General features: G+C 45.4%; 14 protein-coding genes and 1 tRNA gene. 10 read left to right on the forward strand and 5 right to left on the reverse strand.

Going from position 1 to position 15,041, the window contains the following annotated elements:
* Positions 1-26 precede the first annotated feature (26 nt).
* From CXF58_RS10320 to CXF58_RS10335, 4 genes are all read left to right on the forward strand, one after another.
* The gene (locus tag CXF58_RS10320) at positions 27-1,736 is read left to right on the forward strand and encodes a UDP-N-acetylmuramoyl-L-alanyl-D-glutamate--2,6-diaminopimelate ligase (protein ID WP_102077458.1); all 1,710 of its coding nucleotides are present in this window, start codon (positions 27-29) and stop codon (positions 1,734-1,736) included.
* Between the two features lie 107 nt (positions 1,737-1,843).
* Positions 1,844-3,292: a UDP-N-acetylmuramoyl-tripeptide--D-alanyl-D-alanine ligase gene (locus CXF58_RS10325; protein WP_102077459.1), complete on the forward strand. Its 1,449-nt coding sequence runs from the start codon at positions 1,844-1,846 to the stop codon at positions 3,290-3,292.
* Between the two features lie 3 nt (positions 3,293-3,295).
* Complete coding sequence (gene mraY, locus CXF58_RS10330) at positions 3,296-4,414, forward strand: phospho-N-acetylmuramoyl-pentapeptide-transferase (protein ID WP_102077460.1); 1,119 nt, start codon at positions 3,296-3,298, stop codon at positions 4,412-4,414.
* 168 nt (positions 4,415-4,582) lie between these two features.
* The gene (locus tag CXF58_RS10335) at positions 4,583-5,527 is read left to right on the forward strand and encodes a putative RNA methyltransferase (RefSeq protein WP_307842902.1); all 945 of its coding nucleotides are present in this window, start codon (positions 4,583-4,585) and stop codon (positions 5,525-5,527) included.
* 35 nt (positions 5,528-5,562) lie between these two features.
* Here the strand turns inward: CXF58_RS10335 and cls are convergent, their stop codons facing one another.
* Together cls and CXF58_RS10345 are read right to left on the reverse strand one after the other, a co-directional pair.
* Positions 5,563-7,014: a cardiolipin synthase gene (gene cls / locus CXF58_RS10340; RefSeq protein ID WP_102077461.1), complete on the reverse strand. Its 1,452-nt coding sequence runs from the start codon at positions 7,012-7,014 to the stop codon at positions 5,563-5,565.
* A gap of 102 nt (positions 7,015-7,116) precedes the next feature.
* Positions 7,117-7,911, reverse strand: coding sequence for a YdcF family protein (locus CXF58_RS10345; RefSeq protein WP_102077462.1), 795 nt, complete (start codon positions 7,909-7,911; stop codon positions 7,117-7,119).
* A 161-nt stretch (positions 7,912-8,072) separates the two neighbouring features.
* Between CXF58_RS10345 and arsC the strand changes: the two genes are divergently transcribed.
* The 3 genes from arsC to CXF58_RS10360 are packed head-to-tail and all read left to right on the forward strand — an operon-like array spanning position 8,073 to position 10,621.
* Positions 8,073-8,480: an arsenate reductase (glutaredoxin) gene (gene arsC / locus CXF58_RS10350; protein WP_102077463.1), complete on the forward strand. Its 408-nt coding sequence runs from the start codon at positions 8,073-8,075 to the stop codon at positions 8,478-8,480.
* Complete coding sequence (gene arsH, locus CXF58_RS10355) at positions 8,467-9,264, forward strand: arsenical resistance protein ArsH (protein WP_102077464.1); 798 nt, start codon at positions 8,467-8,469, stop codon at positions 9,262-9,264. Before arsC ends, arsH begins: the two co-directional genes overlap by 14 nt.
* Before the next feature lie 46 nt (positions 9,265-9,310).
* A complete protein-coding gene (locus CXF58_RS10360; protein WP_102077465.1) occupies positions 9,311-10,621 on the forward strand; it encodes an arsenic transporter in 1,311 nt (436 codons plus the stop codon).
* A 63-nt stretch (positions 10,622-10,684) separates the two neighbouring features.
* Here CXF58_RS10360 and CXF58_RS10365 read toward each other — a convergent pair.
* Positions 10,685-10,775, reverse strand: a tRNA-Ser gene (locus CXF58_RS10365).
* Between the two features lie 146 nt (positions 10,776-10,921).
* On the opposite strand from CXF58_RS10365, the gene CXF58_RS10370 reads away from it, so the two are divergent.
* The 3 genes from CXF58_RS10370 to CXF58_RS10380 all read left to right on the forward strand — a co-directional run bounded on the left by CXF58_RS10370 (position 10,922) and on the right by CXF58_RS10380 (position 12,810).
* Positions 10,922-11,815, forward strand: coding sequence for a DNA/RNA non-specific endonuclease (locus tag CXF58_RS10370; protein WP_227678586.1), 894 nt, complete (start codon positions 10,922-10,924; stop codon positions 11,813-11,815).
* A gap of 74 nt (positions 11,816-11,889) precedes the next feature.
* Positions 11,890-12,153, forward strand: coding sequence for a hypothetical protein (locus CXF58_RS10375; protein ID WP_102077467.1), 264 nt, complete (start codon positions 11,890-11,892; stop codon positions 12,151-12,153).
* A gap of 273 nt (positions 12,154-12,426) precedes the next feature.
* Positions 12,427-12,810, forward strand: coding sequence for a DUF2147 domain-containing protein (locus CXF58_RS10380; protein ID WP_068404286.1), 384 nt, complete (start codon positions 12,427-12,429; stop codon positions 12,808-12,810).
* A 200-nt stretch (positions 12,811-13,010) separates the two neighbouring features.
* On the opposite strand, the gene CXF58_RS10385 is transcribed toward CXF58_RS10380, so the two are convergent.
* Both CXF58_RS10385 and CXF58_RS10390 read right to left on the reverse strand, forming a co-directional pair.
* Positions 13,011-14,285, reverse strand: coding sequence for an ammonium transporter (locus tag CXF58_RS10385; RefSeq protein ID WP_102077468.1), 1,275 nt, complete (start codon positions 14,283-14,285; stop codon positions 13,011-13,013).
* A gap of 103 nt (positions 14,286-14,388) precedes the next feature.
* Complete coding sequence (locus tag CXF58_RS10390; RefSeq protein ID WP_011514651.1) at positions 14,389-14,727, reverse strand: P-II family nitrogen regulator; 339 nt, start codon at positions 14,725-14,727, stop codon at positions 14,389-14,391.
* Positions 14,728-15,041: the final 314 nt, after the last annotated feature.

Here is a 15,041-nt window from a genome sequence, read left to right on the forward strand (position 1 = left end):
GCGTTTTAACCGTTTAGGATTTGCCAATGTCTCTGTCTACCTCGCCAAAAAGCAATACCGCAGTCACCTTACAACAGCTGATTGAAACCAGTGGCAACGATAGAGATAGGCAAAGCCATAGCTTAACGCAAGCATTAACAACGCTGGTAAGCGCATCTAGCAGTCAACTACCGAAAGCAAAAACTTCGATTGCTCATATTCCTTTTGAGCAGTTCCGTCTAGACAGCCGTCAATTGGCAGCAAACGATGTCTTTGTGTTATTAAAAAGTCAGACACCAAATTGCCAAAAAAGTCGCGACTACTTATGTCAAGCCGCTGAGCAGGCGGCGTTTATCCTGTCGGAAATTGACCCAATCGCTTTGCTGTCTACCGCTAATGTGCCGCCACACGCCAATATTACCTTCACAAACGATAGTGATCGCTCTAAAGCGCAGCAGCAATTAGCAGCACTGCCTTGTCCAGTAGTATACGTACCCAATATTCGTGATTTTTTAGGTGACTTGATTCAAGCGCGCTTACAGCATCAGAAGCCTGTGACCTTACCGACGGTCGTTGCGGTGACTGGTACCAATGGCAAAACCACCATCAGCCAATTGGTGGCGCAGTTGACGCAGCTGACGGGTATGAGTAGTGCCGTAATGGGCACGGCAGGTAACGGTAGGCTTGGCGCGTTGGTGCAAGCCAGCCATACCACCGGCGATGCCTTAGCGGTGCAGCAGTTTTTATATCAAATGGGTTTGGAGAAGGCGCAATTATTGGCCTTAGAAGCGAGCTCACACGGTCTCGATCAGCAGCGTTTACAAGGTATGCCAGTGTCGGTGGCGATTTATACCAATTTGAGCCGTGATCACCTCGATTATCATGCGGATATGGCAGAATATGCGGCGGCAAAAGCCAAGCTGTTTGATAAAGCGCATTTCCCCGAGTTAACCCACGCCATTATCAATATCGATGACGAGCATGCCCAGATTATGCTTGATAGGGCGCATGTCAGTGGTTTGACCGTTTGGAGCTATAGTTTAGACCCAGCAAAATCTGCGACCTTTGTTGCCGCTGATATCAAGCCAAGCTTGCAAGGGGTTGAGATTGCACTGCGTACGGATTTTGGGCCTGAAAAAACTAATATTATAAAACTCGTTAGCCCATTATTGGGGCGTTTTAATGTGGCCAATTTACTTGCCGCTATCGCCGCTGCTGTGGCTTTAGGAATTAGCCTTGAGCGTATTGCTAATGTTATCCCGCAGCTACAAGGGGCGGTAGGGCGCATGCAGCGTGTGCCTTCCAATGATGGCTGTTTTATCGTCGATTATGCCCATACGCCTGATGCTTTAAGTCAGGTGTTAGCCAGTTTAAAAACTCATTGTAAAGGTCAGCTGTGGGCAGTATTTGGTTGCGGCGGTGATCGCGATGCGGGCAAGCGCCCATTGATGGCGCAAGCGGGATTGGCGGGCGCTGATAAAGTGGTATTGACGGCGGACAATCCGCGTACCGAAGACCCAAATTTAATCTTGCAAGATATGCAAGCGGGCATGACCAGCGAGCAGTATCAGCGTACCCATATCGAGCCTGCGCGCCAAACTGCCATCGAATATGCGGTCAAGCAAGCAGCGCCTGCTGATATTGTCGTTATCGCGGGCAAAGGTCATGAAACTTATCAAGAGATTAACCACGTGCGTTATGATTTTGACGACAGCGTTATTTTGCAACATGCCCTTAAGCAAGCCGGACGTTTATAGTATTTATAGCGAAGTAATAGCGCCTGCCATTCATTTTTTGTACGTTTTAAAAAACGTACGCTGAAAAATATCAAAGATAAGTAGTAATCATATATAAGGTAATCATTATGACAGCCGACAACGATAACAGCATTCAGTCGCAAGGGCTGTATGTTTGGCAAGCAGACAATCTGCTTGCGGCAACCAAAGTAGTGGGTGGCCATTGGCAATTTGGGGCAGTACCTATAGAGCCAAACAATAACGCAAACAAACCCATTAGCAGTACACGTATCGCTACCGATACGCGTACTATAAAAACCGGTGATATCTTTTTAGCCTTAACGGGTGATAATTTTGACGGACATGATTATCTGGATATTGCTATAGAAAAAGGTGCGGTTGCGGCTATCGTTTCGCGTCCGGTTGCTGCTGATATTGCGCAATTGGTTGTCAGTGATACGCGTTTGGCGCTCGGTCAATTGGCGGCCTATCGACGGCAGCAGCACAAAGATTTGACCGTCATTGCCATTACAGGCTCGAGCGGCAAAACCACCTGTAAAGAGATGCTCGGTAGTATCTTTGGCAGATTGGCGCCGACACTGATTACCCGTGGCAACCTCAATAATGATTTGGGCGTGCCGATGATGCTACTCGAATTATCTGATCATCATCGCTATGCTATTTTGGAGCTAGGCGCCAACCATATCGGTGAGATTGCTTATACCACTGAGATTGTGCAGCCTGATGTTGCGTGTATCTTAAATATTGGTACCGCGCATTTGGGAGAATTTGGCAGCCGCGAAGGCATTTGCCAAACCAAAGCTGAAATTTACCATACCTTAAATGATAACCAATTTGCCATAGTTCCTGATAAAGATGATTTTACCAATCAATTGCGCCGTATCGCTGAAAAGCATACCCCAAACGTTATAGGCTTTGGTAATACCGATGTGAGTGCCAGTCATTTAGATGTTGAGCCTGAGCGCAGTGAGTTTAAGCTGCATATTGGTAGCCAAGTCCATGATATTAATTTGCCGTTAGCAGGCGAGCATAATGTCAATAATGCGTTGGCGGCTGCTGCTTGTGCCCATGCGCTAAATATCGATATTAGCGATATCGTCGTCGGGCTTGAAAACGCCCGTCCTGCAAAAGGGCGTTTGAATAGTCAGCTCCTTGGTATGCATCGCTTGATTGATGATACGTATAACGCCAATCCGCATTCGGTGCGCGCAGCTGCTAAAGTGCTGGCGGCGCAAACGGGTACGCAGGTGATGGTACTTGGCGATATCGGCGAGCTAGGAGAGGCGGCAATCAGCGAGCACCAAAGCTTAGGCCGTACCATTGCGACCACTGGCATCAATGTGCTGCTGTGCGTTGGTCAATATGCGCCCTATACGGTGGCGGGAGCGCAAGAGATTTCTGCTATCAATGCCCATGCCTTTGCTGATAAAGACAGTTTATTGGCCTATTTGCAGTCTTATTTACAAGCACAGCAGGCGCAGCCTTGTACGGTGCTGTTTAAAGGCTCACGTTCCATGCAGATGGAAACCCTTATCAATGCGCTAGTCGAGGAGTAGGCGGTGTTAGTTTGGTTGTTTGGCTGGCTTGGTCAGTATTATACGCCGTTTTCTGCGGTTTCTTCGTTGACGCTACGGGCGTTGTTGGCGGTTATTACTGCGCTGGCGTTCAGTATGGTGTTTGGCAGTCGCGTCATCAATCGCCTGCGTGCATTGAAATACGGTCAGGCGATTCGTAATGATGGCCCGCAGTCGCATTTGGTCAAAACCGGTACGCCAACCATGGGCGGCGTGCTGATTTTAAGCGCAATTGGCGTATCGACGTTACTGTGGGCGCGATTAAACAATCCGTATGTGTGGATTTTGCTCATTGTGATGATTATCTTTGGCGCGGTTGGCTGGGCGGATGATTGGCTTAAAATCAAATATAAAAATCCCAAAGGTCTGATCGCCCGCAAAAAATACTTTTGGCTGTCGATGGGGGCGTTATTCGTCGGGGTGTCTTTATATTATATTGCTACCTTGCAGCCAGATATGGCGACCACGCGTGAGATGCAGGATTTGCTGTTACCGATTTTCAAAGATTGGATGATTCCTTTTTCGGCAGTACCCTTTGGGATTGGTTTTATTATCTTTACCTATTTTGTGATTAATGGTGCCTCGAACGCCGTTAACTTAACCGATGGCTTAGATGGTTTGGCGATTTTGCCCGTGGTCTTGGTGGCGGCAGGTTTAGGCGCCATGGCTTATGTCTCAGGCGACGTACGCTTTGCTGATTATTTACATGTGCCTTATATTGCTTATAACTCAGAAGTGATTATTGTTTGCGGCGCGATGATTGGCGCAGGGTTAGGTTTTTTATGGTTTAACGCTCATCCAGCGCAAGTATTTATGGGTGATGTTGGGGCGCTGGCATTGGGCGCAATGCTCGGTACGATTGCGGTTATGACCCGTCAAGAGATTGCCTTTGCCATTATGGGCGGTTTATTTGTCGCCGAAGCCTTGTCGGTGATGCTACAAGTTGGCTCGTATAAACTGCGTAAAAAACGCGTCTTTCGCATGGCGCCACTGCATCATCACTTTGAAGAGATTGGTTGGAAAGAAACCCAAGTGGTGGCACGATTTTGGATTATTGCCATTATCCTTGTGATTCTTGGCTTAATGACCTTAAAACTGCGTTAAGTTGTCAAACAGGTTTAAATCAAAAAATTTTCAAATCAAAAGCCATCTTAAAAGTTAAGATGGCTTTTTTAGGTCTTATGCGAACTTCTTTTTGTTGCGGCATTTATCCCTTACTTAGCCGGAACTTTGTTAAAATGGCAGCCATATTGCGCTAACGTTGAGATACTTGTGAGCTTATTTATTTGTCCCCTTTGTCAATCACCTCTGCATCCAGCTGCTGATACGTGGCGCTGTGATGGCAGCTTGAATCCTAAGCAAACCGCTCATCCATTTGATGTGGCGCGGCAGGGTTATGTCAATCTATTACCGGTGCAACAAAAAAAATCCAAAGCACCGGGCGACAGTCAGCAATCCATTGAGGCGCGCAAACGGTTTTTAAATGCTGGATATTATCAGCCACTAAATGACTTAATTTGTCAAAAAATGACAGCGTTATTGATGGCAAAAAAAGCCAGTGTTAAGCAAAAAAATAAACCCATTAATTGGCTAGATATTGGCTGCGGAGAGGGCTATTACACGCAGGCAATGGCGCAAACGGGTATGGATAAGCTTATCGCTGCCGATATTAGTAAACCTGCTGTTGTAGAGCTGGCGAGAACCAGTAAGTCGTTAGGACGTCTTTGGTATCAAGGGGCTAAGGAGGCTAAGAAAGATGGGACTTATGCAGCAGCTATTTATCCGCTGGTGACTAGCGCGGCGCATTTGCCGCTTCGCGCGCATAGTATCGATGGTATTAGCAGTATTTTTAGTCCGATTTTGCCAGAAGCATTTAATGAAGTGTTAAGCGATGAGGGCTATTTGATCATTGCCAAGCCCGATGTTGGGCATTTGGCGACGATGCGTGAGGCGTTATTTGATGACGTCCGCGAGCATGATTCTGATAAGTTTTTGGACGAATTAGCGCCTTATTTTCAATTGTTAGAAACCCATCATGTCAGTAGTAAGTTCAGTTTAGCGGCAGAGGCATTGGCAGATTTAATGACCATGACCCCTTATGCCTATCGGGCACGCAGCGAAAAAAGGCAGACGCTACTAGCAGAGGTGGCAGCACAACCTTTTGCGACAGAAGCTAAGTTTGTTATCTATATTTTGCAAAAAAAGTCCACTCATTAATGGGCGGCGATGGGCTGCATTGGCTAAAGATCTACTTATAAAATCGGTCCCATGGTGGCGACGACATTATTCCAAATCCGATACGGCAACGGCCAGTTGTTAACCTCTTCAAGCGTTACTTCATCAGAATCAGCGATATACTGATATTGGCGCTCCATAATATCGGCGGTCAGTTTGTTATCACTAAAGACGATGTTATTTTCATAATTTAAGTGAAAACTGCGTAAATCCAAATTGGTTGAGCCAATCAAGCTGATTTCACCATCGACGGTCAGGGTTTTGGCGTGTAGCAGCCCAGGCTTATACTCGTAGATTTTTACGCCAGCCTCAAGCAATTCCCAATAGTAGCTATGACTGGTTGCAGCGACGATAAAGGAGTCGTTTTTCTTTGGAAAAATCATCGTTACTGCAACCCCGCGATAGGCGGTTGCACATAGGATACTGACCAGCGAATAATCAGGCACGAAATAAGGGGTAGAAATTATCAGGGTATGCTGGGCTTGGCTAATTAAGGCACCCAAAAACTGCGGGGTGTTACCGTGACGCTGGGTCGGTCCATCAGAGAAAACTTGCGCAGCAAAATCATTGGGCGGCAGATTTGGCTGTAAATCGGTGCTATACGGGAAGCTGTCGAGCGGCGTATCAGGGTTTTCAGTTAGCCAATCACTGGCAAATAGCATCTGAATTTGCGCAACGATGGGCCCTTCGATACGCAGCATAATATCGACCCAAGGGGCGTATTTGGGCTTTACGCGAAATTCAGGGTCGGCGCAGTTACGGCTACCAAAATAGCCAATTTTGCCATCAATCACCGTAATTTTGCGGTGATTGCGCAAGTCAATACGGCTAAAGAGCATAACCTTTATGATATTGGTTAATGGTAGCGCCACACTGAGCTGTACACCCGCGTCCTTCATCTCTTGCCATAGCTTTGAGCCGACCATCTTGCGTGAGCCCATGCCATCGACCATCGCTCGGCAGGTGACGCCGCGCTTTGCTGCCCGAATTAAAGCTTCTGCGGTAGCCGTACCCATGCCATCGACCAGCCAAATATAATACAGCACATGGATATGGTCGGTCGCCGCATCAAAGTCGTCAATCATACGTGTGCGCGTCTCATTGGCATCTGTCATTAGCTCAGCGCGATTGCCAACTGTCGTCTGAAAGCCGGTGGCTTTTGCTGAATAAGCAAAGGCTGCGCGGTACTCAGGCTTAACGGCATGTAATAACGCCACATCGCTACCAAGTACCTCTGGGCGATGTTGATGCAATTTATCAATAATTTTCTGACGTTCGCGTGTGAAGTTGCGCCCTAAATGCACCTCACCGAACATCCAATACACCAAGACGCCAAAATAAGGTAAGAGAAATAAAATCACCAACCAAGCCAAACGCGCCGGCGCCGTTAAGTCATGGCGCGCAAGGACGCGCAACGATATCAGCACCAATAATATAAAGTGAATGGTTAATAAAATATCGACGAGCATAGCGGAATCCGTTGTTATTATATTTATGAAGGTTATAGTCGTTCTTAGTTATATTGCAGGACTAAATTATTGGCCGAGTTGCCTTATTGATGGCTTTTATCATTAATATTCACCAAACAGCCAACCACTGACAAAGGCAAAATACTCACGAAACCAGGCATTGTAGCGAATCGATAGCGGCGTCGGGCTGGCGAGCAAAATAGGTCGCTGATAGCCTTGATGCTTGGCAATGGCAGCCGCGCGAATGGTATGAAAATCACTGGTCACAATGGCAATAGGCGCTGTGATAGGCACTTCTTTTGCTGCCAAGATGACTTGGCTATAAATTAAGTTTTCGGCGGTACTAGTGCTATTACCTTCTTGCAAAATGTGCTCAAGAGCAATGCCATGCTTCTCATGTAAATAGCGCGCCATAATACTGGCTTCGCTATGCGTCTGCCCCATACCAATGCCGCCACTGGTCAGCGCCAATGCCTCGGATTGTGTTTTAATCAGCGGGGCCGCCGTATCTAAACGCTGAGCAAGCGTCGGTGTTGGCTTACCGTCAATAGTACCTGACCCTAATACAATAATCGCCGCGACCTCTGATACAGGCTGCGAGCTCTTCTTAATTTGTTGTTGTAGTGAAAAAATAAACAAGCCAAAGCTTATCAGCCAAATAAAAAATAGCAGCCATAGTGTGTACCAAAGACGATTGCGAAATGGGTTTTGCCTAGTAAACTTGCGGATGGCATGCCAAAATATCCCATGGGCGACAAATGCGCTGCCCAATAAAAACGGCACGACAGTACCAAAGTTGATTTTGCCAACCGTCATTAACACGGCACAATCAACCATGATAACGGCACCGATAACGACCAATCCAACTCGCGTTATAATGAGTAGTTTTTTTGCCATAGTTTTAAATTTATTATGTTTAGGTAAAAATGCTGTAGTTTAGGGTTTATTCAATCAAGTGCTTATTTATCTATTAATTATACGTTGTTTTAATTGCATGGCGGTTTGGTCATATCAATACATACTAAATCCAATCCCTTTAACGTAAAGAGGAAAACCTTATGACGCCAATGATTTTTCATAATCCAAAATGCGGCACTTCTCGTAATACCCTTGCCATTATGCATGCCTCAGGTGAGACGCCAGATGTGGTGGAATATCTAAAAACACCGCCATCTCGTGAGTATTTGGTTGAGCTGTTGGCATTGATGCAGAGTACCCCGCGCGAGCTTTTACGCAGTAAAGAGAGTATTTATACCGAGCTTGGCTTAGACAATCCAACATTGACGGACGCGCAACTGATTGATGCCATGATAGCGCACCCTATTTTAATCAATCGTCCTATTGTTGTTACCGATAAAGGTGCGGCGCTGTGCCGACCGTCTGAAAAAGTGTTTGAATTACTGCAAAATCCGGTCAATAGTTTCACAAAAGAGAATGGGGAAGTGGTGAAGCATGTTACAGAATAAAGAAACTAAAGCCTTAGTGAAAGACAATCTTGCTAGTAAAAGTACTAGTAATATTGACGCTACTGATTTACTGAAAAACGATTTACCCAATGTTGATTTTGATCAAATACAAGCCATTGATATTGAGTCTTTGGTCGGTAAAGATGACCCACGCCATGCGCCAAGAATATTGGTGTTATATGGCTCCCTGCGTGCGCGTTCATTTTCTAGATTGGCCGCTGAGGAAGCAAGTCGTCTATTGCGTTGGTACGGCTGCGAGGTGAGAATGTTTAATCCATCAGGCTTGCCACTGCCAGATGACGCCGATAGCGACCACCCAAAAGTGCAAGAGTTACGCGAGTTGGCACAGTGGTCAGAGGGCATGCTTTGGGTTAGTCCAGAACGCCATGGCAGTATTACCAGTATTATGAAGGCGCAAATTGACTGGATTCCGTTGGCGCTCGGCGGCGTACGTCCGACCCAAGGTAAAACGCTGGCTATCATGCAAGTCAGTGGCGGCAGCCAAAGTTTTAATACCGTCAATCAATTACGTATTCTTGGGCGCTGGATGCGTATGATTACCATCCCCAATCAATCTTCTATCCCCAAAGCGTTTTTGGAATTCGATGATAATGATCGCATGAAAATGTCACCATTATATTTGCGCGTCGTCGATGTTTGCGAAGAGTTGGTCAAATTTACGTGGCTTACCCGTGGGCGCTCGGCGTATCTGACCGATTGCTATTCAGAACGGGTCGAAAGCGCTGCGGAAGTCTCCCAACGCGTCAATCAAAAATCACTCTAACGTCATTGTTTTATTATTGCTTCAATTGCTCCATTAAGGTTACTTCATGCTCGCATTCGCTATTTTTATCGTGACTCTGGTCTTAGTCATCTGGCAGCCGAAAGGGCTTGGCATTGGTTGGAGTGCGATGGGCGGCGCTTTGGTTGCCTTAGTATTTGGTGTGGTGCAATGGTCTGACGTTGGTATTGTCTGGGATATCGTTTGGGACGCCACTTTTACCTTTGTCGCCCTGATTATTATCTCCCTTATTTTAGATGAAGCGGGATTTTTTGGCTGGGCGGCATTACACGTGGCTCGGCTTGGCAATGGGCGCGGGCGTTTGCTATTTCCGATGATTGTGCTGCTAGGAGCGTTTATCTCCGCCTTCTTTGCCAATGATGGGGCGGCCTTACTGCTGACGCCAATTGTGATTGCTATTCTACTGCGCCTTGATTTTGCCCCCAAATCCGCTTTAGCCTTTATTATTGCCACTGGTTTTATTGCTGATACCGCCAGTTTGCCGTTGGTCACTTCTAATTTGGTTAATATCGTCAGTGCCAATTATTTTGATATAGGTTTTGGTCGCTATGCGGCAGTGATGGTACCGGTAAATATCGTCTCTGTCCTAGCGACGCTATCGGTATTGTGGCTTGCTTATGCGCGGTACATTCCGAAACACTACTCAACGGCAAATCTTAGCGCACCTCAATCGGCTATCAAAGATCCGTTGGTATTTCGGGCGGCTTTTCCACTATTGGCATTGTTATTAGTCGCGTATTTCGCGACTGAATCGCTCGGGCTGGTTATCTCAGTGGTGACGGGAGCGGCGGCGCTTATCTTAATGGCCATAGCTGGACGCTGGTGGCAAGGCGGGCGTGATGCTAAGTTTTCTATCGTCAATATTCTTAAAAAAGCACCGTGGCAAATTGTATTGTTTTCAATCGGTATGTATTTGGTAGTTTATGGTTTGGGCAATGCAGGGCTTACCGCCTATAGCGCACGAATACTTAATTGGCTAGGTCAACAAGGCGCGCTCGTTGCGACGGTCGGCACGGGATTTTTATCCGCCATCGTAGCGTCTGTGATGAATAATATGCCGTCGACGCTGATAGGCGCGCTGGCAATTGATAGTGCTCGAGTTCCTGCTGCCACTCGAGAGCTGATGATTTATGCCAATGTCATTGGTAATGACTTGGGACCAAAATTCACGCCTATTGGTAGTTTGGCGACGCTATTGTGGTTACACGTATTGGCAGAAAAAAATTATAAAATCAGCTGGGGGCAATATATGAAGGTCGGACTGCTGATAACGCCGCCCGTATTATTAGCCACGCTATTGGCGTTGGTATTTTGGCTGCCTAAATTACCGAGTGTTTAAGGAATTTGTGAAAGAGTAGAAAAAGTTAGGAAAACTGCAGGCTTTGATTGAGCAGAATAAGATTGGCGGTGAAGGAGGGATTCGAACCCTCGATACGCTATGAACGTATACACACTTTCCAGGCGTGCGGTTTCAGCCACTCACCCACTTCACCGTTTTTTGTAAGACCAAGATTTTTGGCTGCCTAAGTATAGCGGATAGCATTTAAAATGTCACGGCCTGCGCCGCATCTTTCTTTATTACTAACGGCCTGCTAGGATAGCGCATACGTAATGGCAGGCATAGATGGTTGGAAGTGGCATGATAAGTTTTTTTAAAGATAAAGCACGGGTCAAAAATACAACCATAATGACCGTATTCACGGTCTCAATAGGAATATCGGCTGCACACTCGGAAGATTTAAGTCAATGTAGCCAGTCTTTTTATGGTGGCGTCTATCCTGAATTCACCAATCCTAAGCTCAGTAATAATACCCAAGCGCTATGTATGGACGGTTTTGCTGTCATGTACTCAGGCGTATCACGTACCCCGCTGTGGTCAGCAGAATATCTTGATCGTAAGCGCTTGCAACAAGCCAAACAGATTGATCGTGAAGACAGTTTTCATGAAGAAAGCCGCCTGCCAAAATCCATGCGCGCCAAACTGTCCGATTACTCAGGCTCAGGTTATGATCGCGGGCATTTAGCGCCCAATGGTAATATGGCCAATCGCAGTCAACAGTACGATAGCTTTAGCCTTGCCAACATCGCGCCGCAATCGCCGCGCAATAATCGCTATATTTGGCGTAATATCGAGTCAGCCACGCGCTATTTGACCCAGCAATACGGTGAAGTTTATACCATTACTGGGGTGGCGTTTACGAATAAAAAGACCAAACAACTAGCGGATCGTGTGCTGGTGCCCAGTCATTTTTTTAAAGCGGTTTATATTCCAGCGAGCAACCAAGCAGGCGTGTATTATGCGCCCAATGATGAATCAGAGCGTATAGAAGTGATTAGTCTGGATCAATTAACTGCCAAGATTGGCATCGACGTGTTGCCCGTATTAGATGCTCAAACCAAAGCGCGCGCTTTTGATCTGCCGTTAAAAGCAGGTGATAGCTCAGATTTACCCGAAGACTCACCAGAAGAGCCCACTTGGATGTTATTTGTGCTAGCTATTATCGATTGGCTCATGGCACAATTAAAAGCATAAGGCGTGTAAATATCACCATATTCTCACAGTATTGCAAAATCACGTAAATTGCTGTTAAGGTAGAGGAAGCTTAAATGATTGAACCCTTTATGAATAATCATGAAAGTATGCAAATTGGCGATTTAGTCATCGAAAACCAAGAAGATAAAATCATCATTTATGGCGACATTAATCTGGTCTTTGACGAATCTGGATATGAACAAGCGCAGCAGCTACATGAGCTAACGAGCAAAATTATGCTGGCATTTGAAAACCGCAATCGGTATAGTAGTTTTGATGATAAGTCAAAACAAAAAGATGACCAAGCGGATAAAACTATAGACAATCCGTTTCTATAACTGTTTGATATGCTTTTGATTTTAGAGAAATAATAAACTATAAAAAAATTACTAGGCAAAATCTAAAAATTGCTTATAATGGGTCAAGACATCGCTTATGTCGATCGAACTTTCTCTGTCAAACCAATCATTAATAACGTATTAATGAAGGTTACTTGCTTAAAATGAGCGTAGGACCGAAGGGTTTGCAATAAAAGAATGTTGATAAAAGGATAAGCGAAGACATTAGAAACGCAACGTTTCTAGTAATCATTAAATGAAGGGAGTCAGTTTATGAAATTATTTACAAAAACCACTTTAGCAGTTGCTGGTATCAGTATGGCAAGCATGGCATTTGCCGCTGACCCATTACACAACACCACTTGGCAGACTTATGATGAAGGTAAGCCAAAAGGTTTGGTTAAAATTACTGAATCTAATGGTGTCCTAACTGGTACCTTGGTTGATACCAACTCAGCTAAAGGTAAGAAACACATTGGTACAACTATCATCAAAGGTTTAAAGGCTGACGGTGGCGGTAAATATAGTGGCGGTACAATCACTGACCCTGAAAAAGGCAAAGATTATCGTATGACCGCCAATCTAAGCGGCAGTACCTTAAAACTAAAAGGGTATATCGGTCCATTTTCACGTAGCCAAACGTGGAAAAAGAAATAAGCCAATATAATCTTACTCTATAAAGGTCAGTTATTAGACTGGGCATTATAAAAAGATAAACGGTTAAAGACTATAGTGTTAAAGAATAAATAATCCCGCAAGACTGAAAGGTTTTGCGGGATTTTTGATGGGATAGGTTTTTATTAAAAGGGTTTTATCGATGATTAGCAAATCAACAATAAAACCCTCTTAAATACTTTTTACCTTATAAACTCTGGATAGGCTTCCATACCACATTCTGCAATATCTGCGCCTTGATATTCTTCTTCTTCAGAGATACGCAGACCCATCACGACTTTAATAATGCTCCAAACAAGCAAGCTACTGATAAACACCCAAGTAAAGATGGTTGCTGCACCAGCAATTTGACCGAGCAAAGTAGCATTTGGGTTGGTCAGTGGCACTAGCATCAGACCGAACAAGCCGCACACCCCATGTACAGAGATAGCACCGACTGGATCATCGATTTTTATTTTATCTAATGCAAGGATTGATATGACCACAATAATGCCTGCTGTCATGCCAAATAACGTTGCTTGCAGCGCCGACGGCGTAGAAGGTTCAGCAGTGATGGCGACCAGCCCTGCTAACGCACCGTTTAATAGCATGGTCAAATCTGCTTTACCAAAGATGATACGCGCGATAATAAGCGCGCCAATCGCCCCGCCCGCAGCGGCAGCGTTGGTATTTAAAAACACCATGGCAACGGCGTTGGCACTGGTGATATCGCCAAGTTTAAGCACGGAGCCGCCGTTAAACCCAAGCCAGCCCATCCATAAGATAAGCGTACCAAGCGCCGCTAAAGGTAAATTAGCACCCGGAATTGCCCGTATCTCACCGTTAGGGCCATATTTACCTTTACGCGCCCCTAAAAGCAGAACTCCTGATAACGCCGCTGCTGCTCCTGCCATATGCACGATACCTGAACCGGCAAAATCAGAAAATCCCAAATCGCCAAGGCTAAATAAGCCAAATACGGCTTTACCGCCCCACGTCCAGCTGCCTTCTAATGGATAGATAAATCCGGTCATAACGACAGCAAACAGCAAAAAAGACCATAGCTTCATACGCTCAGCCACTGTTCCTGAAACAATAGACATGCAGGTAGCGACAAAGACCACTTGGAAAAAGAAATCAGAAGCCGCCGAGTATACCGCATCGCCATTAAAGCCATTTTTAGCTGAAGTCGCTAAGGCATCGGCTACTAACGTATTATTTAAGGCATCAGTGCCAGCAATACCGCTTAAAAACAGATTGCCATCGTACATAATGGCATAACCGCAGATCATATACAGAGTACAGGCGGTAGCAAAGAGGGCGATATTTTTGGTGAGGATTTCGACGGTGTTTTTTGAGCGTACCAGTCCAGCTTCTAACATGGTAAAGCCAGCGGCCATCCACATGACTAGCGCGCCACAGATTAAAAAATAAAACGTATCTAGCGCGTACTGGAGCTCAAAGATTTGATTTTGCATATTAATTCCCCCTTGAATAGATGCAATACAGTGATCGAGATGACCTATAAATCTGTGTTTATAAGTGGTCTAGCGCTTAATTATTCTTAACTATTCTTAGCTATTAAATAGCGTCAGGACCTGTCTCACCCGTACGAATACGAATGACTTGTTCAAGATTGGTCACAAATATCTTGCCGTCACCGATTTTGCCGGTACTGGCAATGCGCGTAATGGCTTCGATAGCAGGCTCGACCATCTCATCCATCACTGCTACCTCAACTTTCACCTTAGGTAAAAAGTCCACCACGTATTCAGCGCCGCGATAGAGCTCGGTATGACCTTTTTGACGACCAAAACCCTTGACCTCGGTGACGGTAACACCCTTTACACCGATGTCAGAAAGCGCTTCACGCACATCATCGAGCTTAAACGGTTTTAAGATCGCAGTGATTAGCTTCATAAAAAAATCCTTATATAGATGATGTCGCAGGTTAATAGAAACCGTTTGCTGGCTCGTATTATTGTCAGGCTCATGGTAAATAGTTCAAGAATTGTGCCAAACCTACTCAAGGGGGTTGGTAGGGTTGGGCGCATTTGCTTAAAAATAACCATGCTAATGACAAAAACCTTTGCCTATATCGTAACGATAACACTGTTTTTATGGATATAAGTTGGAGCTATCAACCTTTAACGTTGGGAGAATAAACACTTTATTATAACCAACTTTTTAAGCGCTTGGGGAGGCTATCACTTTATTTCATGTGACGATTTGAT

The sequence above is a fragment of the Psychrobacter sp. Sarcosine-02u-2 genome (assembly GCF_002836335.1).
GTDB lineage: Bacteria > Pseudomonadota > Gammaproteobacteria > Pseudomonadales > Moraxellaceae > Psychrobacter > Psychrobacter faecalis.

Bases quoted from the DNA above. Each gene is read 5' to 3' on its own strand.
- CXF58_RS10325 (WP_102077459.1), top strand. From the start codon at position 1,844: ATGACAGCCGACAACGATAACAGCATTCAGTCGCAAGGGCTGTATGTT.
- arsH (WP_102077464.1), top strand. From the start codon at position 8,467: ATGTTACAGAATAAAGAAACTAAAGCCTTAGTGAAAGACAATCTTGCT.
- cls (WP_102077461.1), bottom strand. From the start codon at position 7,014: ATGCTCGTCGATATTTTATTAACCATTCACTTTATATTATTGGTGCTG.
- CXF58_RS10370 (WP_227678586.1), top strand. From the start codon at position 10,922: ATGATAAGTTTTTTTAAAGATAAAGCACGGGTCAAAAATACAACCATA.
- CXF58_RS10345 (WP_102077462.1), bottom strand. From the start codon at position 7,911: ATGGCAAAAAAACTACTCATTATAACGCGAGTTGGATTGGTCGTTATC.
- CXF58_RS10385 (WP_102077468.1), bottom strand. From the start codon at position 14,285: ATGCAAAATCAAATCTTTGAGCTCCAGTACGCGCTAGATACGTTTTAT.
- arsC (WP_102077463.1), top strand. From the start codon at position 8,073: ATGACGCCAATGATTTTTCATAATCCAAAATGCGGCACTTCTCGTAAT.
- CXF58_RS10375 (WP_102077467.1), top strand. From the start codon at position 11,890: ATGATTGAACCCTTTATGAATAATCATGAAAGTATGCAAATTGGCGAT.
- CXF58_RS10390 (WP_011514651.1), bottom strand. From the start codon at position 14,727: ATGAAGCTAATCACTGCGATCTTAAAACCGTTTAAGCTCGATGATGTG.
- CXF58_RS10320 (WP_102077458.1), top strand. From the start codon at position 27: ATGTCTCTGTCTACCTCGCCAAAAAGCAATACCGCAGTCACCTTACAA.
- CXF58_RS10360 (WP_102077465.1), top strand. From the start codon at position 9,311: ATGCTCGCATTCGCTATTTTTATCGTGACTCTGGTCTTAGTCATCTGG.
- CXF58_RS10380 (WP_068404286.1), top strand. From the start codon at position 12,427: ATGAAATTATTTACAAAAACCACTTTAGCAGTTGCTGGTATCAGTATG.